The 22,270-nt window shown below is 51.1% G+C and carries 18 protein-coding genes; 7 read left to right on the top strand and 11 right to left on the bottom strand.

Annotated features, from left to right (window positions below; genetic code table 11):
• Positions 1 to 21 precede the first annotated feature (21 nt).
• From carB to ACR02O_RS08585, 3 genes are all read right to left on the bottom strand, one after another.
• Positions 22 to 3,237, bottom strand: a complete 3,216-nt coding sequence (gene carB, locus ACR02O_RS08595) for a carbamoyl-phosphate synthase large subunit (protein ID WP_458136898.1) — start codon at positions 3,235 to 3,237, stop codon at positions 22 to 24.
• Between the two features lie 17 nt (positions 3,238 to 3,254).
• On the bottom strand, positions 3,255 to 4,388 hold the full coding sequence (carA, locus tag ACR02O_RS08590) for a glutamine-hydrolyzing carbamoyl-phosphate synthase small subunit (protein WP_494523204.1): 1,134 nt from the start codon (positions 4,386 to 4,388) through the stop codon (positions 3,255 to 3,257).
• Positions 4,389 to 4,632: 244 nt separating this feature from the next.
• Positions 4,633 to 5,073 (bottom strand): Spy/CpxP family protein refolding chaperone, encoded by a 441-nt coding sequence (locus tag ACR02O_RS08585; protein WP_101054789.1) that lies wholly within the window; start codon positions 5,071 to 5,073, stop codon positions 4,633 to 4,635.
• Positions 5,074 to 5,251: 178 nt separating this feature from the next.
• On the opposite strand from ACR02O_RS08585, the gene ACR02O_RS08580 reads away from it, so the two are divergent.
• From ACR02O_RS08580 to ACR02O_RS08565, 4 genes are read left to right on the top strand one after another with little or no spacing between them, the layout of a single operon-like run.
• Complete coding sequence (locus tag ACR02O_RS08580) at positions 5,252 to 5,935, top strand: response regulator transcription factor (protein ID WP_033155622.1); 684 nt, start codon at positions 5,252 to 5,254, stop codon at positions 5,933 to 5,935.
• A gap of 1 nt (position 5,936) precedes the next feature.
• The gene (locus ACR02O_RS08575) at positions 5,937 to 7,415 is read left to right on the top strand and encodes an ATP-binding protein (RefSeq protein ID WP_033155623.1); all 1,479 of its coding nucleotides are present in this window, start codon (positions 5,937 to 5,939) and stop codon (positions 7,413 to 7,415) included.
• A gap of 2 nt (positions 7,416 to 7,417) precedes the next feature.
• Positions 7,418 to 7,813 carry a hypothetical protein gene (locus tag ACR02O_RS08570; RefSeq protein WP_033155624.1) on the top strand — a complete coding sequence of 132 codons (396 nt, stop codon included), beginning with the start codon at positions 7,418 to 7,420 and terminating at the stop codon, positions 7,811 to 7,813.
• Between the two features lie 15 nt (positions 7,814 to 7,828).
• Positions 7,829 to 8,344 (top strand): glycine zipper family protein, encoded by a 516-nt coding sequence (locus ACR02O_RS08565; RefSeq protein ID WP_033155625.1) that lies wholly within the window; start codon positions 7,829 to 7,831, stop codon positions 8,342 to 8,344.
• A gap of 22 nt (positions 8,345 to 8,366) precedes the next feature.
• Here the strand turns inward: ACR02O_RS08565 and ACR02O_RS08560 are convergent, their stop codons facing one another.
• Both ACR02O_RS08560 and ACR02O_RS08555 read right to left on the bottom strand, forming a co-directional pair.
• The gene (locus ACR02O_RS08560) at positions 8,367 to 11,132 is read right to left on the bottom strand and encodes an autotransporter domain-containing protein (RefSeq protein ID WP_494523203.1); all 2,766 of its coding nucleotides are present in this window, start codon (positions 11,130 to 11,132) and stop codon (positions 8,367 to 8,369) included.
• A gap of 127 nt (positions 11,133 to 11,259) precedes the next feature.
• Complete coding sequence (locus tag ACR02O_RS08555; RefSeq protein WP_033155627.1) at positions 11,260 to 11,826, bottom strand: c-type cytochrome; 567 nt, start codon at positions 11,824 to 11,826, stop codon at positions 11,260 to 11,262.
• 134 nt (positions 11,827 to 11,960) lie between these two features.
• On the opposite strand from ACR02O_RS08555, the gene ACR02O_RS08550 reads away from it, so the two are divergent.
• Positions 11,961 to 13,622, top strand: coding sequence for a putative transporter (locus ACR02O_RS08550; protein ID WP_051669687.1), 1,662 nt, complete (start codon positions 11,961 to 11,963; stop codon positions 13,620 to 13,622).
• 70 nt (positions 13,623 to 13,692) lie between these two features.
• Positions 13,693 to 14,328 (top strand): alpha-ketoglutarate-dependent dioxygenase AlkB family protein, encoded by a 636-nt coding sequence (locus ACR02O_RS08545; RefSeq protein ID WP_494523202.1) that lies wholly within the window; start codon positions 13,693 to 13,695, stop codon positions 14,326 to 14,328.
• On the opposite strand, the gene ACR02O_RS08540 is transcribed toward ACR02O_RS08545, so the two are convergent.
• From ACR02O_RS08540 to ACR02O_RS08525, 4 genes are all read right to left on the bottom strand, one after another.
• Complete coding sequence (locus ACR02O_RS08540; RefSeq protein ID WP_458136890.1) at positions 14,264 to 16,021, bottom strand: LTA synthase family protein; 1,758 nt, start codon at positions 16,019 to 16,021, stop codon at positions 14,264 to 14,266. The genes ACR02O_RS08545 and ACR02O_RS08540 overlap by 65 nt on opposite strands.
• Before the next feature lie 31 nt (positions 16,022 to 16,052).
• Complete coding sequence (locus tag ACR02O_RS08535; protein WP_458136889.1) at positions 16,053 to 16,580, bottom strand: hypothetical protein; 528 nt, start codon at positions 16,578 to 16,580, stop codon at positions 16,053 to 16,055.
• Between the two features lie 118 nt (positions 16,581 to 16,698).
• Positions 16,699 to 17,094 (bottom strand): hypothetical protein, encoded by a 396-nt coding sequence (locus tag ACR02O_RS08530; protein ID WP_026603822.1) that lies wholly within the window; start codon positions 17,092 to 17,094, stop codon positions 16,699 to 16,701.
• Between the two features lie 30 nt (positions 17,095 to 17,124).
• Positions 17,125 to 17,583 carry a DUF302 domain-containing protein gene (locus ACR02O_RS08525; RefSeq protein WP_458136888.1) on the bottom strand — a complete coding sequence of 153 codons (459 nt, stop codon included), beginning with the start codon at positions 17,581 to 17,583 and terminating at the stop codon, positions 17,125 to 17,127.
• A 17-nt stretch (positions 17,584 to 17,600) separates the two neighbouring features.
• Between ACR02O_RS08525 and mobA the strand changes: the two genes are divergently transcribed.
• Positions 17,601 to 18,209, top strand: coding sequence for a molybdenum cofactor guanylyltransferase MobA (gene mobA, locus ACR02O_RS08520; RefSeq protein WP_458136887.1), 609 nt, complete (start codon positions 17,601 to 17,603; stop codon positions 18,207 to 18,209).
• A gap of 18 nt (positions 18,210 to 18,227) precedes the next feature.
• On the opposite strand, the gene ACR02O_RS08515 is transcribed toward mobA, so the two are convergent.
• Positions 18,228 to 21,491 carry a chemotaxis protein CheB gene (locus ACR02O_RS08515; RefSeq protein ID WP_494523201.1) on the bottom strand — a complete coding sequence of 1,088 codons (3,264 nt, stop codon included), beginning with the start codon at positions 21,489 to 21,491 and terminating at the stop codon, positions 18,228 to 18,230.
• 80 nt (positions 21,492 to 21,571) lie between these two features.
• Positions 21,572 to 22,156 carry a PAS domain-containing protein gene (locus tag ACR02O_RS08510; RefSeq protein ID WP_205451118.1) on the bottom strand — a complete coding sequence of 195 codons (585 nt, stop codon included), beginning with the start codon at positions 22,154 to 22,156 and terminating at the stop codon, positions 21,572 to 21,574.
• Between the last annotated feature and the right edge of the window lie 114 nt (positions 22,157 to 22,270).

The raw sequence follows: 22,270 nt of genomic DNA, 5'->3' as shown, positions 1-22,270 counted from the left end.
TTTTGAATTCAAATTCATCCGTTAAAATGTTTTATGCAAGTCTTGCAGGCAATTCACGTCGCCGGCATCGAGTTCGCCCAAGGCATAACACGCGGCACGCGCACCCGCCATCGTCGTGTAATAGGTCACTTTGCGCTGCAAGGCTTCGCGGCGCATGGTAAACGAATCAGCCACGGCTTTAACACCTTCGGTCGTGTTGACGATCAACTGCACCTCGCCGTTTTTAATCATATCCACGGTGTTGGGCCGGCCTTCGTTGACCTTGAAGATTTCCTTGCAAGGAATACCGGCTTCTTTCAATACCTTGGCAGTACCGCGAGTCGCCACAATCTCGTAATTTTTGTCGATCAGCATTTTAGCCAGTTCCGGCAGCTTAGGTTTGTCGGCATCACGGATACTGATCAACACCTTGCCGCTGTGGCTCAAATCCACACCACACGCACGCTGCGATTTGGCAAACGCTTCGCCGAAGGTCTTACCGACGCCCATCACTTCGCCGGTGGACTTCATTTCCGGGCCCAGCAAAGGATCGACGCCGGGGAACTTAATGAACGGGAATACCGCCTCTTTCACTGAGAAATATTCGGGAATACGCTCTTCGGTAATGCCCTGCTCTTGCAAGGATTTACCGACCATCACCCGCGCAGCGATTTTCGCCAGCGGATAACCGGTGGCTTTGGAGACAAACGGCGCGGTGCGCGAGGCGCGCGGATTGACTTCCAGCACATAGATGGTTTCGCCTTGAATCGCAAACTGAGTATTCATCAGACCGCGTACACCCAGCGCTTCGGCCATTTTCGCGACTTGTGCACGCAGCTGATCCTGCATATGTGCCGGCAAGTCATAAGGCGGCAACGAACACGCCGAGTCGCCGGAATGCACGCCGGCTTGCTCGATATGTTCCATCAACCCGCCGATCAACACTGTCTCGCCGTCGTAAATCGCATCGACGTCCATTTCCACCGCATCGTCCAGAAATCTATCCAGCAATACGGGCGAATCGTTGGAAACACTGACCGCTTCTTTCATGTAGCGGCGCAAGCCTTCTTCGTTGAACACGATCTCCATCGCCCGACCACCCAACACATAGGATGGGCGCACGACCAACGGATAACCGAGTTCGCGAGCCGAATTAACGGCTTGCTCGACCGAACGTGCAGTGGCATTGGGTGGTTGCAACAGATTCAAACGCTCCAACAATTTCTGGAAACGCTCACGGTCTTCAGCCAAGTCTATCGAATCGGGCGAAGTGCCGATAATCGGCGCACCAGCAGCTTCCAAGGCCCGGGCCAGTTTTAACGGCGTTTGCCCACCGTATTGGACGATGACACCCTTGGGTTTTTCCAATTCGATAATTTCCAACACATCTTCCAGCGTCAAGGGCTCGAAATACAGACGATCGGACGTATCGAAGTCGGTAGAAACGGTTTCCGGGTTACAGTTGACCATGATGGTTTCGTAACCATCTTCGCGCAGCGCCAACGCGGCATGCACGCAGCAATAATCAAATTCGATACCTTGGCCGATCCGGTTCGGGCCACCGCCAAGGATGATGATTTTTTCCTTGTCGGACGGATTAGCCTCGCATTCCTGTTCGTAAGTCGAATACAGATAGGCGGTATCGGAAGCAAACTCCGCTGCGCAAGAATCGATGCGCTTGTAAACCGGGCGCACGCCTTTTTTGTGGCGGACGCTGCGCACTTCGGATTCCTTGGTTTCCAGTAATTTGGCCAGACGTCTGTCGGAAAAACCTTTGCGCTTCAGCCGCAATAATTCGCCCGGCTCCAGAGTTGCCAGGGTTTTGGTGGACAAGGTTTTTTCAGTATTAATCAGATCCTCGACCTGCGCCAGAAACCACGGATCAATTTTCGAGGCCTGATGAATCTCAGTAAAACTCAAACCACTACGGAATGCATCCGCCAAATACCAAAGGCGTTGCGGGCCAGGATAGCGTAATTCTTTCAGAATGGTGTCTTCGCTATTAGCATCGTTCAAATCGGCAATTTCATCCAGACCATCGACACCCACTTCCAAGCCACGCAAAGCTTTTTGCAAAGATTCCTGGAAGGTGCGGCCAATCGCCATCACCTCGCCGACCGACTTCATTTGCGTGGTCAGCCTGTCATTAGCTTGCGGGAATTTTTCGAAGGCAAAGCGCGGCACCTTGGTAACCACGTAATCGATGGACGGCTCGAACGACGCCGGCGTAGCACCGCCGGTGATTTCGTTACGCAACTCGTCCAGCGTATAGCCCACCGCCAATTTGGCCGCGACTTTGGCAATCGGGAAACCGGTGGCCTTGGAGGCCAACGCCGACGAACGCGAGACACGAGGATTCATTTCGATGACAATCAAGCGGCCGGTGTCGGGATTGATGGCAAACTGTACGTTGGAACCGCCGGTATCCACACCGATTTCCCGCAATACCGCCAAGGAAGCGTTACGCAGAATTTGATATTCCTTGTCGGTCAGAGTTTGCGCCGGGGCTACGGTGATCGAATCGCCGGTGTGCACGCCCATAGGATCGAAATTTTCGATCGAGCAGATAATGATGCAATTGTCTTTGGAATCCCGCACCACTTCCATTTCAAACTCTTTCCAGCCCAAAATGGATTCTTCGATCAATAGCTCGCTGGTCGGCGACAAATACAGGCCGCGCTCGCAAATCTCGATGAACTCTTCGCGGTTATAGGCAATACCGCCGCCGCTACCGCCCATCGTGAACGAGGGCCGAATCACGGTGGGATAACCCACTTCTTCCTGTGCGGCAAACGCTTCTTCCATGCTGTGTGCGACCTTGGCTCTGGACACTTCCAAACCAATGCGCGCCATCGCTTCATTGAACAGCGCGCGATCCTCGGCCATATTAATCGCTTCCTTGGTCGCGCCTATCATCTCCACGCCGTATTTTGCCAATACGCCGTGTTTGTCCAGCGCCAACGCGCAGTTCAACGCGGTCTGGCCGCCCATCGTCGGCAGGATGGCGTCGGGACGTTCTTTTTCGATGATTTTCTCAACGGTCTGCCAGTCGATAGGCTCGATGTAAATCGCGTCGGCCATATCCGGGTCGGTCATGATCGTCGCCGGATTGGAGTTGACCAGAATCACCCGGTATCCCTCTTCCCGTAGCGCTTTGCAAGCCTGGGTGCCGGAATAATCAAACTCGCAAGCCTGACCGATGACAATCGGTCCTGCGCCCAGTAATAAAATCGATTTTATGTCGGTTCTTTTTGGCATATCACTCTGTATAAAACTTAAGCGGAACGAGGCTGGTTCATCAAATCGATGAAATCGTCGAACAAGGACTCGACATCGTGCGGGCCGGGACTGGCTTCCGGATGCCCCTGAAAGCTGAAGGCCGGCACATCGGTGCGGGCGATGCCCTGCAAACTGCCGTCGAACAGCGATACGTAGGTGGCTTTCAGGTTGGCGGGCAAAGAGTCGGCGCTAGCGGCAAAACCGTGGTTTTGGCTGCTGATCATCACCCGGCCGGTTGCCAGTTCTTGCACCGGATGGTTGGCACCGTGATGGCCGAATTTCATTTTCTCGGTTTTCGCGCCGCTGGCTAAAGCCAATAACTGATGGCCCAAACAAATACCGAATACCGGCACTTTTTTGTCCAGGATGGTTTTGATCGCTTCGATGGCATACGTGCAAGGCTCCGGATCACCGGGGCCATTGGATAGGAACACGCCGTCCGGATTCATTGATAACACTTCGGCGGCGGGCGTTTTGGCCGGAACGACCGTGACCTTGCAACCGCGGTTGGCCAACAACCGCAGGATATTGCGCTTGATACCGAAATCGTAAGCCACTACATGCTTGGTCAAATCAAGCGCTTGTTGATGACCTTCGCCCAGCTTCCAGACGTTTTCGGTCCAGACATAGGCTTGCGCGGTAGTCACTTCCTTCGCCAGATCCATACCTTTCAAGCCTGGAAAGCCTTCGATGGCCTGTTTCGCAGCGTCTAAATCAACCGACTCACCGGCCATGATGCAACCGCGTTGCGCACCTTTGTCGCGTAGCAAGCGGGTTAATTTGCGGGTGTCGATGTCGGCAATCGCCACCACGTTGTGCTCGCGCAGATATTCCGGCAGGGTTTTCGCGTTACGCCAGCTGCTGGCCAGCAAAGGCAAATCCCGTATCACCAGACCACTGGCAAATACTTTGACAGATTCGTCGTCTTCAGGATTAGTACCGACATTGCCGATGTGCGGATAAGTCAATGTAACGATTTGCCGTGCGTATGACGGATCGCTGAGAATTTCCTGATAACCGGTCAATGCCGTGTTAAAAACCACTTCTCCCACGGAACAGCCGTCGGCACCTATCGAAATGCCGTGAAACGCCGTCCCGTCTTCTAGTACCAGTAATGCAGGTTTGTTCAAGATTGGCCACCTTAGATGTAGAAAACGGGATAAATCTTGCGACTCATCCCGTTCCTGATAGATAAAAACTTAGGTGATTTTACGAAATTATGGCTGTTTGGTCATTAACAATTTTCTAACTTGGTGCGTCACCGAGATTCCGCTGTTTCACAAAGACACTGTATTTATTGCCAATTCCGCCTTATCCGGATTGGCCGGGCGCCAGCAGCCACTGCACCGGGCTGTGTAAGGACAACAGGTTCAGTCAATGTTCGAATCTGCCGATTTCGGCTTGCAGTTTTTCTTGCTGCGCGGCCGTTAACAGCATAAACACGTCATGATCCAGCTTGGATTTTTCCAAGGCCATCTGCTGATGCATCGCTGCAGATTTCTCAAGCAACGCTTTGGCCTGTTCCTCATTGTAATCAGCGGAAAAACTCAAAGCGTGCAATTCGGCTCGCAGCGCATGCTCTTGTTTAAATCGACCCTGTCCGTCACCGAATCGGGTTTTCATTAAATTCTTGATATCGGCTTCCTGTTTTTCGCTGAGATCAAGATTTTTTAAAAATCTCGGCAAATGTTGCTCGCCGTCCGCCTCGCCAAACCTATGCATCGGCGGTTTGCCGCCGCCGTGGTGCCCGCCGTGCGGCGGCTCAGCCATTGCAGTTAGGGGTAACAAGCCAAGCACTAACACTAATTTTTTCATAACACTCTCCACAAAACGATGATAAATCCAAGGACAAAACTTGTTCAATTTCGTCGTAGCCAGTATTTCAAATCAGAGGTTAAGTGCTGTTAGTGCTGTGTAAAATCAGGTAAACCGCGCTGGTTGTCTGCAGAAGCCGCGGCTATGATGATGAACACACAGCCAACGAGCGAGAACCATGCACAAAGTGTTAATTATCGATGACGACGTCGAACTGGCGGGATTATTCCGAGAGTATCTGACGCAGGAAGGTTTTAATGTGGACGTCAGCCATACCGGCGCCTCCGGACTGCAACATGCCCTATCCGGCGAATATCAACTGGTCATTTTGGACATCATGCTGCCGGATATCAAAGGCACCGAGATATTGACGCGCATCCGCCTGGAAAGCCGGGTGCCGATACTGATGTTCACCGCCAAGGGCGATGACGTGGACCGCATCATTGGCTTGGAATCCGGCGCCGACGATTACGTCCCCAAGCCTTGCACGCCCAGAGAACTGGTCGCCAGAATCCGGGCAATTTTGCGTCGAACCCAGCCCGCCGCCAGTCTGTCATCAGGACCGATTGTCGCCGGGCCGTTAAAACTGTGGCCGGAAAAACGCAAAGCTGCCTGGTTTGAACAAGACCTGGACCTAACCAGCACCGAGTTCAATTTGCTGGAAACCTTAGCCAGTCAAGTGGGCCGGGTGGTCAGCAAAAACGAACTCTCCGAAAAAGCTCTGGGCAGGCCTCTGGCGCGTTTCGACCGTAGCATTGACGTCCATATGAGCAGCATCCGCCAGAAACTTGGCAGCCAGCCGGACGGCCGCTCTTACATTCAGACCGTGCGCGGCCAAGGCTACCAGATGATCAAGGCATAAGATGGGCAGATTGTTTTGGAAGTTTTTCTTTGCTTTCTGGCTGGCTCTATTAACCGCAGGCATCGGTGTGGGTACCGCCGTCTGGCTAAGACACTCCGCGCAGCAAAACCTGTCGGCCAAGCCAGCCGATGTCGTCGATGTCAGACGCGCTTCGCTAGTCAAGCTGGCCGCCAGCACCCTGCCGCATGGCGGCGTCAAGGGCTTGCACGATTTTATTCAGACCTTGCAAAACACCCGTTTTCCACCGATATACGCGGTAGACGATACGGATCGGGAATTACTGGGCAGACCCTTAGCGACAGAGGTATTGCAGCAGGCCAGAGCCTTACAGCGAAAAAACGCCTACCCGGATGCCATCCAAATGATTGCGGCCGACGACGGCCATCGTTATCTACTTTTCGTACCCTTGCCGGAACACGGTTTTGGCAGCCTGTTCAGGCCGTCATTTCCGGGCAATCCCGAACTGCCTGCATTTGGCTTCGACGGCCCCCTTTTTGGAGACCGGCCGCCCCCGTCGAGCGGTAACCCGGAAGAGCACGGCCCTCGCCCGCGCCGCGAGCCGCCCACGCCGATTTTACCGATAATCTCCGGCAGCTTGGCTAGCCTGCTGTTCAGCGGACTGTTGGCCTGGTATTTCGCCAAACCCATTCGCAGCCTGCGCGACGCTTTAAGCGCTGTAGCTCAAGGCCGGCTAAATACCCGCATCGGCAATGCAATGGGTAGACGGAGCGACGAATTGGCGGACCTGGGTCGTGACTTTGACCATATGGCGCAACAAATCTGCTCGCTAATCAACGCCCAGCAACATCTGCTGCACGATGTGTCTCACGAACTTCGCTCGCCGTTGGCGCGTATCCAGGCGGCTATCGGCCTGGCTCAACAACAACCGGAAAAATTGCCGGCCACGCTGGAACGCATCGAACGGGAATCGCAACGCATCAGCGATTTGGTCGGCGAACTATTGATGCTATCCAAGCTGGAAGCGGGCGTTGCGCCAGGAAAACTGGATGCACTCAATCTCGACGACCTACTGGCCGACATTGTCGCCGACGTGCGTTTCGAGGCGGAACCGAAGCGTATCGAACTGAGGTATCTCAGCGATGTTGACGTGGAGGTCGAATGCCAAAGCGAACTATTACATCGCGCTATCGAAAACGTGCTGCGTAACGCCGTGCAGCACTGCAAAGCCGACGGCACGGTATGCATTGCCGCCGATTTTGATAGCGCTAATCGTCACTTAAGAATACGGGTGGACGATGACGGCCCTGGGGTACCCGATCAGGATTTGACGGCCATTTTTCAGCCGTTTTTCCGCAGTGGTCAAGCGCAAAAACCGCACAGCACCGGCCTGGGACTCACCATCGCCCATAGAGCCGTCGATGCGCATGGCGGGAGCATCAGCGCTGGCAACCGACCGGAAGGTGGTTTAAGTGTTCTGATTGAAATCCCGTTTCCAATACGGCACGCAAACGAGAGGTAAGTATGTTTAAACTCAAAAAGTGGCTGTCAGCCACGCTGATAGCTTTACTGTCGGCATGGACGCTAAGCGCGAGCGCCGACCCGTTTCATCATTACGGCGGCCGGCATTTTGGCGGACACTTCCGTCCGGGTTTTGGCTTCTACTTTGGTGCGCCACTGTATCCCCGACCGTTTTACCCGTCCTATCCTTACTACCCGGCTTATCCGTATTACCCGCGGGAAATCATCACCGTACCGGTGCAACCCCCGGTCTACATCGAGCGCGAGCGCAGCCAGCCTCAGAACGCCCCTTTAGCAGAAGGCTATTGGTATTACTGTAACGACCCGGCTGGCTACTATCCCTATGTAAAGGACTGTGCGAATGGCTGGCAACAAGTTGAGCCGACGCCGCAAAATTAGCAGGAGACCGCAAACATGAACAGTAAAAACCCAATAACAGGAATCTGCGTAGCACTGGCCTTGAGCGGCTGCGCCCATATGCCTTCAGGCCCGAGTGTGATGGCGCTGCCCGGCACCGGCTTATCATTCGAACAATTTCGCCAAGACGACTACCAATGCCAGCAATACGCGGCCGGACAAGTGGGGGCCACACCGAATCAAGCCAGCACCGATAGCCAAATCGGCAGTGCCGCAGTCGGCACGGCAGTGGGAGCGGCCGCCGGCGCCGCTATTGGTGGCGGCGGCGGAGCGGCAATCGGCGCGGGCACGGGATTAGTGGCCGGGACTATCGTCGGCAGTGGCGAATCAAGACGCTCCGGCTATGCCACCCAACAAGGTTACGACAATGCCTATGTGCAATGTATGTATGCCAAGGGGCACAGAGTACCGGTATCCGGGCAGTTTTCTTACCAATCGCCGGCGCCCAAAGCCTCACAACCCAGCATTCCGCCACCACCACCCGGCTTGCCACCACCACCTCCTTACCAATAACCAGCAGGAAGGGCTTGCGTAACTAGAAAGTCATCCGCAAGCCCGCTTCGAGAATGTGGTCGGAAATATTGGTTTGGCCCAAGCGGGTCTCATAACGCACGAACCCTGAGCCGCCATTGGGCAATGTAGCGCTGAGCGAACCGCCGAGGTTGACATAATCGCGGTCGGGCTCGCCGGTTTGAATCGTAAAATTACCCTGCCCCGGCTCGGCCTGAGCCAAGCGCATGTGAATCAGCCGATTGTCGTTGAGGTATTGATGCTCCCATTCCACGCGCACGGCCGGCGTGAATACGCCCCATGAGGTGCTGAGCGCATAACTGATTTGGGTACCGAGATTGCTGACGAAAGAATGATTGATTTGCTCGCCGGTGATGATGTCGAAACCGTTGCCGCTGTGCTCCTGGTATTGGGCGATGTTCATGCCCAGGTACTCTAAACGCAGATAAGGGCCGATGGCCCACTCGTCCCAATTGAAGTCTTTGCCGCTGCTTAATGCAAAACCGTATTGATTGCCGGTGGTTGTGGATGCGGATTGGCCGGCGAATCCGGAAAAGGCGTATTGGCGGTTAAAGGCATAGTCATTACCGCCGTAGTTTCCCACCCAATCCAGATAAATATCCTCGGGCAGATAATAGCTGCCGTATAGCGCGCCCAGATAAGTATCGCTGCTCATATTGCCGGCCGAATCGGCATATTGGGTGGAAGAATGCGTGTAGTTAAATGCCGCACCAACCACCAATTTGTCGCTTAGCCGATAATCCGCGCCGCCCGTTACGGTGCGCGCTTGCGAATCAAAGCCGCGATCCCACGCATCACCGCGCAGATTGGCAAAATTAAAGCGGGTTTGTAAAAACACACCCAGCGGTGAATCACGGAACAGCTCGTCATCGCCCGCCGCGCCGCCTAGCCCCTGAGAGCCCACAGGGTTGGCGGATAATTGGATCCCGTTAAAATTCACCGACAAAGGCGCACCGCCGCCGCCTGCCCGTAAGCTCGCCAATCGGGTCAACGGGCCATCCATGCGCATTGCGCCCAATTTCACCGGCCCGGCCATCTGGCTCGGCACCTGATCCGGCGTTAATGCGGCAACAGCGGTGGTTTGCTGTTCCGGACTGAGCGCTTGCAGTTGCAGACACCGGGTCGCCAAAATCCCGCTTGGGGTCGCGCAAGCCTCATTCAAGGCGGGCGCGAAAGTCTGCTGGTTAAAGGTTAATTCCGGTGAGGTGCTAGTCTCTGTTGTAAAAGGTTGCAGGCTCCAGGGGGCCAATTGGCCTCGACCGCCACCGAAACTGCGTATCGCTCCCAATAAGTATTGGTTTTCCGGCAGATTGGGATCGATGTAAATGTCGTAGTCGCTGCTAATGCTGCTTAATTGGTTCACGCCATCCGCCAATACCAGTCGACTGGCATACAATGCGGCGCCCGGCGTGCTATTGCCATCGACCAAGCTCAAACCGTTGCCGCTCGCTACCGTTACAGAACCCCAGGCAAAATTATTGACCGCACCAGCAGTGGTCTGCCCCTGATCGCTACCCACCAAGCTCATCGCATGCTGCGTCGCGCTCGGGCCGCTGAAAACCAGATCGGCATTTGCGGTATTCCACAGGGTATTTTGCGTGCTGGCATTAATAAAATCGCCGGTTACGATGAAAACATCGCCGGCACCGCCCACCAAATAACCGCTGGCACCTATGGACAGATTGTTGAATTGGTTGATCGACGGGTCGCTCTCATAGCGGCCGTTATTCGTGAAGTTACCGGTAAACGCTACCGAGGTATTTACCGTTCTGAAAACACCGTCGTTACTGACATTGCCATCAAACCGATGCGTGTTGTTACCGGAAATATCGACGCGCCCTTGCCCGCTGTTATAGAAATCGCCGGTCCCGGTAATTAGACCGGTTTGCGCCAGATTGAATTGGCCGGTATTGCTTATAGTGCCGGTATTGTTCAGCACGCCGTGATTGCTGAAAGTACCTTGGTTACTCAGTTGCCCGGCGTTGCCGAAATTTCCCTGATTGACCAGTGCGCCGGCGTTTGTCAGCGTATTTCCCGTTACATTGTCGATGCTGCCGCTATTGACCATCTGTCCGGCGTTCTCGATTACACCTTGGTTGTTGATGGCGCCGAAATTGGCGAAAACGCCTGAGCCATGACTGAACGTGGCGCTGTTATTGACTAATGTGCCATAGTTGTTGAAATCGCCGCCGGTGTTGTAATAGTAACCGGGCAAAGTGCTGAAACTGTCATTCGCGCTAATAGAACTAACGGCTATAGGTATGACAGTTACCTGAAAAGGCGCGAAACCGGATATGCCATTCTGGTCTTTCCCAAACCCGCCGGCAGTATTCGGTTGGTAAACATAGTCCAGCGTTGCGCCAAGACCGATAAAGTAAGTCCCCGGCGTTTTAGGGGCCGTGAGTTGACCGGAAAACGATCCGCTCAGGCTACCGAAACCGGGACCGATTCCACCGGAGTAAAACCCGGCCGAGCCAGCCTGTGCCGGGGCAATCCAAGCGGTATAAAGCTGGATAATGCAGCCTGGGCAGTAACTGGTGTCGCCTTCCTGGATGCTGTAACCACCCGCCAAATTAACGGTGGCCCCCGAACCTACCGTTGCCGAATTTCCGGCAAAACTCCCCCTGTCTGCGCCGGCAAAGAACGGCTGAGTAATCGTGACATTACGCCCAATCACCGACCAGGACACATCGGATGACAACGCATCGGCTAGCGCAGACCCGGAGGCGCAAGCCAACAAGCCAATCCGTATCGGACCCTTTAATTTCATCACACTGTTAATTTGCTATGCGCTTGGATTGCGGGATTTGAAGAACTATGTACATAAGGTTAGCCGAATCATTCAACAAAACAACCGCATCGTTAGGTACTCTCAACGATGCGGAATATCAAATAATTTACAAGGACCCCAAATAAGCGGCCACCGCCTTGATGTCGTCTTCGCTAAGCGATTGTGCCAGAGCATTCATTTGCGGGGCCTTGCGCGCGCCTTTTTTGAAATCGGTTAGCTGTTTGGCTAAATATTGCGGATGCTGTCCGGCCAGTTTCGGCACCATACCCATACCTTGCGCATTGTTGCCGTGGCAACCCAGACACATAGCGGCTTTGTCTTTACCCTGCTTAACCAAATTGGCGTCGCTGCTACCGGCCGATTTGCCGTGCAAGCTGGCGTAATACGCAGAAATATTTTGAATGTCGGTGTCGCTCAAGCCTGAAGCCAACGGCTTCATCACCTCGTTATCACGCTGACCGTTGCGGAATTTATTCAGCTGACTCTCGATATACACCGCGCTCTGCCCCGCCAGACTGGGCCATAACGGGCTGCTACTGACGCCGGCCGCACCGTGGCAACCTTGGCAGGCCGCCGCTTTCGCCTTGCCTGCTTCGATATCCGCTGCATTGACGCCTGCGGCAAACAGCCCCAGCATGACGATATATTTCATTTTATGATATTTATTATTCATCGGAATCACCCTTGGTTGGCTTGTTGTACAATCCTGACCACATAATGCGCTATCAGGCTTCTGCATCATAGTCAGGCGACATTGACTAAGCAAACCTAAATCCCTTCAACCCACTCGAACCAAAGGAATAGGCCATGTCGTGGTTGCTATCGCTTTTTAATCAAGATTCCGTGCCGCACACACTACTAATTATCAGCCTGGTAGTGGCAAGCGGCCTGGTGTTGGGCAGAGTAGCGCTGGCCGGTATTCAACTGGGCATCGCCGGCGTGCTGTTTTCCGGACTGCTATTCGGGCATTTCCAACTGAGCATTAATCCGGAAGTGATGCATTTCTTGCGAGAATTCGGCTTGGTACTCTTCGTTTACGCGATTGGTTTGCAAGTCGGCCCCAGCTTTGTCAGCTCGTTTTTTCGTTACGGCTTGCGGCTGAACGGCATGGCCGCCGCGATTGTGCTATTGGGCGCATTGATCACGGTCTTGATCAGCATTGTCGGCGAGATTCCGATGCCGGTAGCGGTGGGCCTGTTTTCCGGCGCCACCACCAATACCCCATCGCTGGCCGCCGCCCAGCAAGTACTGGGCGGGATTGCCGGCATCGACAGCGAAACCTTGAAAATGCCGGGCTTGGGCTATGCGGTGGCCTACCCATTCGGTATCGCCGGCATCATTCTGGCCATGCTACTAAACAAACGCTTGTTTAAAGTCGATATAGCCGACGAAGCCAAAAGCTTTGCCGACCAACAACAGCAAGACACCCATGTACCGATCTGGAAGGATTTGCGGGTGGAAAACCCTAATCTGAACGGTTTAACGCTGAGCCAAATTCCGTTTTTCGAAGGCATGAACGTCGTTATGACCCGGATTCTGCATAACGGTGCCGTCGATGTTGCTGGCCAGGAAAGCCGCCTGGCAATTGGCGACACCATCCGCCTAGTCGGCGAACGTGAACCTTTGGAACAACTGAAAATTCTGATCGGTCCGGAGTCGGATATCGATCTAAAACAAATTGCCACCAATTTGCAAAGCAGACGATTGGTAGTCACCAACAAATCCGCGATCAATCAAACCGTCGGCAATCTGTGCATGCTTTACGGCGTCACCATTTCCCGAATTCATCGGCCTGATGTCGAGTTCTCGCCTACCAGCAATGTGCATGTCCACTTCGGTGACGAGCTGAATGTGGTGGGTCATCAGGAAGCGTTAAACAGTATCGAAAAAGCCCTGGGTAACTCGCTGGAAGAACTCAACCATCCTCAGATCATGCCGATTTTTATCGGCATCTCGCTGGGAGTTTTGCTGGGCAGTCTGCCGATGTATTTACCCGGCATTCCTTCCGCGGTAAAGCTGGGTATGGCCGGCGGGCCGCTCTTGGTGGCGATTATGCTCAGCCGGGTGGGTAATTGGGGCACGATGACCTGGCATTTACCGAAAAGCTCCAACATCATTTTAAAAGACATCGGCATTGTGTTGTTCCTGGCCTGCGTCGGTTTACACTCCGGCGATCAATTCGTCGAGACGTTGGTAAAAGGCGACGGTTTTTACTGGATGGCCTGCGCGGCGATGATCACCTTACTTCCGCTCCTGATCATCGCCGCCGTGGGCCGGATAGTCTATAAACTCAACTTCCTGACGCTTTGCGGCTTGCTGGCCGGCAGCATGACCGACCCCCCCGCGTTGGCGTTCGCCAATAACCTCAGCCCGGCAGCGGCTGTGTCGATGGCCTATGCGACCGTATACCCGTTGGTCATGATTCTGCGGATCATTGCCGCGCAGTTGATTATATTGTTGGTGCATTAAATCCGACTCATTTACCGGATTATCTGGTTCGGCGGCTAAAATCCCCGAGCCAGCGAAGACGGGTACTGCGATGACATCGAGCTTAAACATCAACTACCAAAATCTGGCGACCCGTGATGGCGAGTTATATCTACTGCCTGCTTTCTACCCAACCGGCATTGCAGACAGTTATTTGCACAGCTTATTGCAAAACCTGGCCTGGCAAACCGAGCAAATCCAACTTTTCGGGCGTTGGGTGCCGGTACCGCGATTGATGGCCTGGTACGGCGACCCAGGTGCCGACTACCGCTATTCCGGGGTTGATCACCAACCCTTGCCCTGGACCAGCGAGCTACAATCCATACGAAGCGACGTCGAAACCGTTTGCCAGCAGCCTTTCAATAGCGTTTTGGCGAATCTGTATCGCGACGGCCGGGACTCGATGGGCTGCCATGCCGATAATGAAAAAGAGTTGGGAGCGAATCCGCTGATCGCGTCGCTCAGTTTCGGCGAGACGCGCTTGCTGCGCTTTCGACACGCCCGCAGCTGCACGGTGCTGGATATCGAGCTAAGGCACGGCGATTTGCTGATCATGGCCGGCGAGTTGCAACACCATTGGCGCCACGAACTACCCAAAACTCGCCAACTAAAACAAGCGCGTATCAATCTGACTTTTCGGCGGATTGTGTCAACGCCCACTTCGCCCGCGCTATCCGCAGCGCGTTAACCTTTTCGACCAACAGCTGCCGGACAGTCTGATCAGCCGGTAGCTTGCTATTTACGCGAGTATTATCGCCATCCAGTTTCACCAGATAGTCTTCGTTTTCGGCAAATACACTAACCATATCCCGATTATCGCCGCGCCTATGAATGATGTATTTGGGTGAGGCTTTCGCGGCGCCGAACAATATTCCGTTCCAATCCGAATAACATTGCTTGCCTGCCGCCAAGCCCTGCAAAGTATTAAACACATCAATTTGTTGATATTGATTATTTTCCACGCCCACCGGCCGGTCGCTATCGACAATCACTAAAGGCACTTTGGCCGAAGCTTTATACTGGCCATATAACTCGACTTCGGCTTTTTTTAAGGGTGTCATCGAATGATGGTCGCCGACAATAATCAAGAGACCATTCTTGAAAAAGCCCTTATTTTTTAGTTCTTGATAAAACCGGCCTATTTGCTTATCGGTATAGGTAATGGCCGCAGATTCGGATTTTTCCTTAGTCTCCGGATTAATATAAGGATGATGACTGCTAACCGTTTTGATAAACAGCAAAAAATTATTTCTCTTATTTTTATCGATCCTGTCCAAAGCTCTTAAATATAAGGCCTCATCCGGCGCGGCCTCAAAATGAAACCGTTCCCATTTATCATACTCCGGCTGGTCGTGGCCTTCGACATAATCAAACCCCACACTTTTTGCCCAGACTCCGGTATTACCAAACTCCAAATCTGCAGTCGTTAAAAATTCGGTTTTATAACCGTGCTTTTTAAGAATATTGGGTAGGGAATCTTTTATATTATAAAAACTATAAAACGACGTACCGCCATCGTCGGTATAACTGGAGGGCGGATAGAGCGGCTGCAAGCCCGTCAGCAGCGCGACTTCGCCGTCTTCGGTGATAAAACCGTTGGCGTAAAAATTCTTGAACGCTTGATGTTGGCGAGCAATTTCATCCAGATTGGGCGTCCAATCGTGGATGCCGGAGAAATATCGGCTTTGATAAGCGGAAAGGGACTCCACCATCAAAATAATAGTATTCTTAGTGTCTACCGGTTGAGTTTGGCAGTCTATATGCTCTTGAAAACTAAAGTTATCGACATAGGCGGCGCTATACGGCGCAGCCTCGGATAATATGGTTAAGTTATAATCAATGACATTTTTATAAATCCAGGCATGGGCGTATTTTTCATTATCGGCAAACGCCGCGGCCAACGGTAAGCCAAGAATTAAGCAGATGGGCCACTTTTTGACATAAGGATTTACGGATTTAAACCTTACCCACGAAAAATATAAAGGTACAGCCAAGATTAATACGCTAAGCGCAAGCACACCAAAATCGCTTAACCCATAAATTTGCTGAATATATTTACTTGAATAATCGGCGTATTTTACCGCATCACCTAAAGCCAAATGGGTATTGAAATTAACGATAATGGCGTAATCGATAATATAAACCGCAAACAACAGCACAGCCGCCAAGCGTAATAATGCCGCCAGCCAACGCATCATAGTCGGCAGCAGCGATAAATACAGTAATATTAAAATACCGCCATAAATCACGGCATCGTTAAATAAAACCTGAGTAAATCCCAGCAAACGGGTACCGGTATAGTGATAAATGAAATTATCGACATACCAGCCTTTCAGCAGCAACGGCGCCACCAAAATAAGCAACCAAACAATCTTTCTCATGCTTGGGAAACCGCTGAAAATGGCGTTGGGATTAATCGCGCGTCAACTTCAGAAAATGAAAAATATCGACTTCAATCACGCCGAATGCAGTGATCCACAGCAGCGCATCGTAAGCATCCAGCCACTCTGACTGCATCAGCCAAGCCACGACCATACCGACTAAACCCGCAAATACAGCGAGAGTGATCAACCAAAACAGCTGCCGGTGTCGAGCAACCAAAGTCGGCCAGCGCACTTCCAACTCGAGCAGCACAATCAACCCAAACCAGAGCAGAGAGTTGAGCACATCCAACCATTCGTTATCGCGGACGTAGCTGCCGAATACCAAGGCAATCACCACAATCAAAACGTTCCTCACCGCATGCAAGGTCGTCTCATTAAACGGCGCGGCCTTGACAGTTTCCAGTTCGAACATCACCAATAAGATCACCCAAACCAGCGCATCAACCGCAGTGGTCAGCGTATCGACCGCTGCGTAAATACCGATATTCAGCGTCAACAAGGCCAGTATCGCCAGTTTGAATTTGGGGTAAGAAAGAAAAAACTCGGCGTTGGGCATAACGGTAAGATTAAGTGAGTCCGACGGCAAACGCCAAACTGCTCGTATAGCGATGGTTTGACGGAAAAGACATGAACCATGATGACAACCCGGCCGGGGCCATCATGGTCAACAGGAATTATTTAACGAAACAGGCTTTTTCCGCTTCGGCGTCAGCATCCTTCAGCTTGGTGCGCAAATCCTTGGATTGTTTAGGATCGCGAAAGGCCGCACCGGCTTCGCCTGGGGTTTTTTGCATCTGAGTAAAGGTTTTGGCTGACTCGTATTCTTCGAAACTGAGTTTTTCGGCGATTTTATCGATTTTGCAACCGCAGGCGTATTGACTGATATAGGTCAGGCCGCCGTGCTTGGCGACGCACTCCAGCACATATTCGACGCGGTCCCGGGTGGGATAGTCATTGACCAATGCCGCAGGCTCGGCTGCGGCGGCCTCCGGCTTTGAGTTTTCCTGGGTAGTGGCACAGCCGCTTAGCAGCGTTACAACAGCGAGAGTAGCGAAGAATGATTTTTTCATGATGCTCGGTTTTTATCGTTGTAGGGATAGTTATTGTTCGGCGGCGAAGTCGACAATCTGTTGCAACTGCGGGTTCATTTCCTTGGCGAATTTATTCAAGGCCGGGTTGTCGGTATCTTCAGGTAGCAGATGCGTTCTGACGATGGTTTTACCTGCGAATTGATAGGTCACCACATTACAGGGCATATAGCCAATTGCGTGCGGGGTGATTTCCAGCACGACCTTTGCCAGCGTCAAGTTGCAAAACTGTACGGTATCGTATTCCGGAAAATTCGTGGCTCCTCTGTCGCGGATTACCTTCCCCACCCGACTATGGCCGGTGATGCGAAAGTTGTGTTCGGCAATCGCTACTTCCAATTCCGCCAATACTTCGTCGTAGGGTTTGCTGGTTTCCACCTGATAATACGTCACTTCTTCGGTATGCTGAGACTGCGCGGCACAACTTGCAATCAACGGCAGGCTTGCGAAAATGACGGCTGTTTTAAACATCGGGAAAGCTTACCATCATGAGCGGGCAAAACAAAGTTAGCGGCGTGGTGCTGGCCGGCGGTATGGCCAGACGCATGCAGGAGCAAGACAAGGGCTTGATGTTGTGCAATAACCGGCCCTTGGTTAGTTACGCAATGGCAGCCATGATGCCACTGGTCGACGATTTGTTGATCAGCGCCAATCGTAATCAAGATCAGTACCGGCAATTCGCTTACCCGGTTATCAGCGATGCCGAACCAAGCTTTGACGGCCCGCTGGCCGGCATTCTGGCGGCGATGCAGGCCGCGCAACATGCGATATTACTGGTAGCGCCGTGCGATTCGCCGCTGGTTGCAAGCATGCATTTGCAACGCTTGCTCGACGCATTAATTAGCCAGGATGCGGACATCGCCGTGGCGTTTGACGGCGAACGCCTGCATCCGGTTTTCGCCGCACTGAAAACCAGCTTGCAAACTGATTTACAGAATTACTTGCGCAGCGGTGAGCGTAAGTTGCAAACCTGGTTTCACCGGCATTCGCTGGTCAACGTAGATTTCAGCGATAAGCCGCACATCTTCGTCAACATCAATACGCCGGCGGAATTGTCGGCGGTGGAGCAATCGTTAGCCGAAATCTTGCCTCAATAGCGAGTTGATATTAGCCGCTCAGTGCACCGCTTTTTCACTGCTGACGATTAAGAGCGCTTCTCCCGAGCGATTACCCAAAACCGTTGCATGCATACGCACCGGGATAATTTTCTGATCCTTGGTGATACGTTTGGTCTTAATACTTTTCACGCCGCCAGCAAGGATCAATTCCTGAATCAGTTGTTGGGTAATGCCCCTTTCATCGTCAGAGACGATCTCGGCAAACGTCATACTGGCGGCGTCCAAGCTATCCCAGCCGTATAAGATTTCGGCACCTTTATTCCAAGCGGTAATCTTCCCTGACACTTCAAACAGAATAATTGCTTCGTCGGTATCCATCACTATCGTGGCCAGCTTTTGCAAACAATTTAAACACTCCTGTTTTTCGACTTGATGCTGGTGAACGTAATCGCGCTCGGTTAACGCGATTAACTCCCTAGCCGAGTTCTCGGCCTGGAACATACAAGCCGACGCCGAAACGTGCACCACCTTACCGGATTTGCTCAGCCGCTTGGCCTGAAACGACGGCAAGGTGTTACCCACTTTCAGGTTGCTTAAACCTTGCTTGGCAAAATGCTTTTCGTCGTCCGGAATCAGATTGTAAAAATTCATCCCCAGCGCTTCATGCGCCGACCAGCCATACAGTTTCTCGGCGGCATGATTCCACGTCACGATGGTACCGTCCGGTTCGAGCAAGGTAATCGCATCGTTGGAAAACTGCACAAACTTGGCCAATCTCAGTGTTTCTTGCTCTTCACGCTTATGCAACTCCAATTGCGCGCTTTTCAGCTGATTGATGTCTACAAAAGTCAAAATAACGCCGGCATTGACTTTCGCAGAAACCACGTAGGGAATTACCCGCAATAGATACCAGGTGCCGTTTTCAAGTTGAATTTCCTGATCGAAACAGTTGTGTTGATCGTTGACACCTTTAACGACAGCGATGACATCCAGGTCTTTGATCGTATGCGTCAAGTGATAAAACGGCCGCCCGAGATCGGTTTCCAAAATATGGAATATCGACTGTAGTTTCGGAGTAAATCGCCTAATATCCAGATTCTCGTCTAAAAACAGAGTAGCGATATTGGTACTATTGAATAAGTTATCCAAATCGTTATTCAGCAAGGTCAACTCGACTATCTTGCCCTGGTGTTCGGCATTGACGGTATAAAGCTCTTCGTTGACCGATTGCAATTCCTCATTCGTACTCTGCAATTCCTCATTACTTGCCAATAATTCTTCGTTGGTGGCTTGCAATTCCTCGTTAGAGGTTTCTAACTCTTCCACCGTAGCTTGCAGGTTTTCGCGGGTAAACTGTAATTCTTGCTCCAGATCGATGATGCGTTGTTTAGCATCTAAATTGACATCGTAGACCAAGGTTTCCGTCTCGCTAAAACAAGAAGGATCCACCGTCTCCGTGATCATCGCCGCCACTAAGATTTCTTGGCCCTTCTTGCCCGGCAGGGGTTTAAATTGCAGTCTAAACGTCCGCAAACTGTCCTGCTCTCTGACCCGAATATTGGACAACACAATTTCGTTATTCGCTTTTAAGGCTTTTTGGATACCTGTGGAAATGGGTATGGATAAATCTTTTTTAACAATTTTACTGACATTACTCACCAGTTTGCCGCTGGGATAACTCAAATAATCTTTAGAATCGCCGAAAATATGGGATATTTCCATATTTTCATTAATTATCATCGTAAACGGCAAGACATCATTCGATATTGCCCTGATGAACCGGTCCAATACTCTTTCTTCCTGACCACTAAGCGCATTCGAGGAGCGCACCGAACTCGGATACGGCGCGTAAGTCATTAAAGCACTGGGGGACGCAGTAAAACCCAAGGGTTTATATTTGCCTTTGGAGCGATATAGTTTTGATTTGGCACTTGCCACATCGAAATACTCACCCATATCGCCTATCGTTTCACTGGTACCCAGCACCAACAAGCCTTCCTTTACCAGAGAAAAGTTGAATAACTCCAATATTTTTTTCTGTAAAACAGGTTGCAAGTAAATCAACACGTTTCGACAGCTGAGAATATGAATATTGGTAAACGGTGGATCTTTAATCAGGTTATGCTGGGCAAACACCACCATTTCCCGAATTTTTTGACTGACCTGAAAATAATCTTCCCGGCGAATAAAGTATTTCGACAGGAGCTTGGGCGGAATATCTGCAATAATACTTTCCGGATATTTACCGTTACTGGCTTTCTCAATGGCTGTTAGATCGACATCGGTCGCAAAAATCTTCACGCGAAAATAATGTCCTGAATACTCCCGATATTCCGATAACAACATCGCCAAGGAATAAGCTTCCTCCCCGGTGGAACATGCGGTCACCCAAACTCGCAACTCATCTTCTTGCAATAACTTGACAACTTTTTTTAACCAATGCTCACGAATATCGTCAAATACGTGCTCGTCGCGAAAAAAACTGGTAACCCCTATCAACAACTCCTGAAATAACACTAAAACTTCATGAGGATTTGTTTGCAACAAGTTTAAATACTCGGATATATCTTTTAAGTGATTGATCGATATACGCCGTTCAATGCGTCTAACTACCGTATTGGGTTTATAAAAGGTAAAATCGATTTTGCACTTTTCTCTAAGGATTGAAAAAATCCGCGTGATGTCACTGTCGTCAGACGAGACGATATTTTTTTCCTGTAAGGTGGCATAGGGATGCTTAACAAACGCCAACAACTGACCGGGCATCTTCTCCGGCGGCAAACTAAAATCCGCCAAACCCGTAGCAAAAGCATTCTTGGGCATGCCGTCGAATTTGGCGGAATTTTCGTCTTGCACCATCACCATGCCGCCGAATTCTTTGATGGCACGAATACCGCGTGTGCCATCACTGCCGGTGCCGGACAAAATGATACCTACCGCCAGCTCTCTGGCGTCCTCGCTCAAGGAGCGCAAAAATATATCAATCGGCAGATTAATCCCTTTGCTGGGATCTTGCTCGGCCAGCAATAGCTGGTTGTGAAACACCGTGACGTTTTTCCGGGGCGGAATCAAGTAGACGGTGTTGCGCTCGATTTTCATACCGTCCTCAATGCGCTTTACCGGCATGGCGGTATGTTTGGACAATAGTTCAGCCATCAAACTTTTATACTGTGGTGACAAATGCTGAATCACCACAAACGACAAACCGCTATTCGCAGGCATATTCTTGAAAAATGCCTCAATAGCTTCCAAGCCTCCGGCCGAAGCACCTATCCCGACAATATACTGCGGCGGCACTTTTACAGTGTTTTCATTATCCATAAAACCATGTTATTTAATATCAATCGTTTAAATTAATAAAGCCTCTGGACAACATTACCGTTCACGCGGCGATAAAAAAATCAAGCCTTATTTGCGTCGGCGATCACGTCGCTAATATTTGTGATAGTCACGACTAATTTACGCGCTTTCAAATCAAACGATTCGCCTGCTGTATCGCTACCGTCATCCGCATTACCTTTAATCAAAGCAGGAAAAGCCAAGTTCTTATCGCCTTGCAAACGCAACTGCAAACTTTTATGGGCTGGCGCTTTGAAAAAAGCATCAAAACGGTGAATAAATATATTTTTATCTTCTTCGAAGATTAGCTTGGAAAAATGGGTTTTCTGCAATTTACTGGCTTTATAACCCAACATATCTGCAAACGTATGATTTGCTTGCTCTATAAAACCTTGATAATCCAGAGTGATAATACCGACCGGAACGCAATGGTAAGTAAAATTTAACTTATTATTTAGGCGGGATAACTCAAATTGCGCTTTTTGCAGTTCTTCATTCTGCATTTGCAATTCAATTTGGTAAACTTGTAAATCATAAAATAGACGCTGGATTTCTTCCGGCGTAATACTACTGATTTCTTGCGGCGTGAAATCTATAATTTTCTCCGCCATTTCTTTTAATTTAGCAGCATGAGAATCTAATGTCATAACAGTATTTCCTTATTAATTTATATTTATTTTTTGAAAAACTTAGTGGAAAATTCTAGTTCCCACTATTTCTACTCCCTATCGATTCGTCCACTTCTATCCTCTTCGGATTTT

It is taken from the genome of Methylomonas sp. PHL2-19 (assembly GCF_059331595.1).
The sequence above is the reverse complement of the archived record's forward strand: the minus strand, read 5'-3'. Positions and strand labels throughout refer to the sequence as shown.

Excerpts from the sequence above, each read along its gene's own strand:
- ACR02O_RS08535 (WP_458136889.1), bottom strand. The coding sequence starts at position 16,580 with ATGCCCAACGCCGAGTTTTTTCTTTCTTACCCCAAATTCAAACTGGCG.
- carB (WP_458136898.1), bottom strand. The coding sequence starts at position 3,237 with ATGCCAAAAAGAACCGACATAAAATCGATTTTATTACTGGGCGCAGGA.
- ACR02O_RS08515 (WP_494523201.1), bottom strand. The coding sequence starts at position 21,491 with ATGGATAATGAAAACACTGTAAAAGTGCCGCCGCAGTATATTGTCGGG.
- ACR02O_RS08580 (WP_033155622.1), top strand. The coding sequence starts at position 5,252 with ATGCACAAAGTGTTAATTATCGATGACGACGTCGAACTGGCGGGATTA.
- ACR02O_RS08560 (WP_494523203.1), bottom strand. The coding sequence starts at position 11,132 with ATGAAATTAAAGGGTCCGATACGGATTGGCTTGTTGGCTTGCGCCTCC.
- mobA (WP_458136887.1), top strand. The coding sequence starts at position 17,601 with ATGAGCGGGCAAAACAAAGTTAGCGGCGTGGTGCTGGCCGGCGGTATG.
- ACR02O_RS08570 (WP_033155624.1), top strand. The coding sequence starts at position 7,418 with ATGTTTAAACTCAAAAAGTGGCTGTCAGCCACGCTGATAGCTTTACTG.
- ACR02O_RS08530 (WP_026603822.1), bottom strand. The coding sequence starts at position 17,094 with ATGAAAAAATCATTCTTCGCTACTCTCGCTGTTGTAACGCTGCTAAGC.
- ACR02O_RS08525 (WP_458136888.1), bottom strand. The coding sequence starts at position 17,583 with ATGTTTAAAACAGCCGTCATTTTCGCAAGCCTGCCGTTGATTGCAAGT.
- ACR02O_RS08575 (WP_033155623.1), top strand. The coding sequence starts at position 5,937 with ATGGGCAGATTGTTTTGGAAGTTTTTCTTTGCTTTCTGGCTGGCTCTA.
- ACR02O_RS08585 (WP_101054789.1), bottom strand. The coding sequence starts at position 5,073 with ATGAAAAAATTAGTGTTAGTGCTTGGCTTGTTACCCCTAACTGCAATG.
- ACR02O_RS08550 (WP_051669687.1), top strand. The coding sequence starts at position 11,961 with ATGTCGTGGTTGCTATCGCTTTTTAATCAAGATTCCGTGCCGCACACA.
- ACR02O_RS08510 (WP_205451118.1), bottom strand. The coding sequence starts at position 22,156 with ATGACATTAGATTCTCATGCTGCTAAATTAAAAGAAATGGCGGAGAAA.
- ACR02O_RS08555 (WP_033155627.1), bottom strand. The coding sequence starts at position 11,826 with ATGAATAATAAATATCATAAAATGAAATATATCGTCATGCTGGGGCTG.
- ACR02O_RS08540 (WP_458136890.1), bottom strand. The coding sequence starts at position 16,021 with ATGAGAAAGATTGTTTGGTTGCTTATTTTGGTGGCGCCGTTGCTGCTG.
- ACR02O_RS08545 (WP_494523202.1), top strand. The coding sequence starts at position 13,693 with ATGACATCGAGCTTAAACATCAACTACCAAAATCTGGCGACCCGTGAT.
- ACR02O_RS08565 (WP_033155625.1), top strand. The coding sequence starts at position 7,829 with ATGAACAGTAAAAACCCAATAACAGGAATCTGCGTAGCACTGGCCTTG.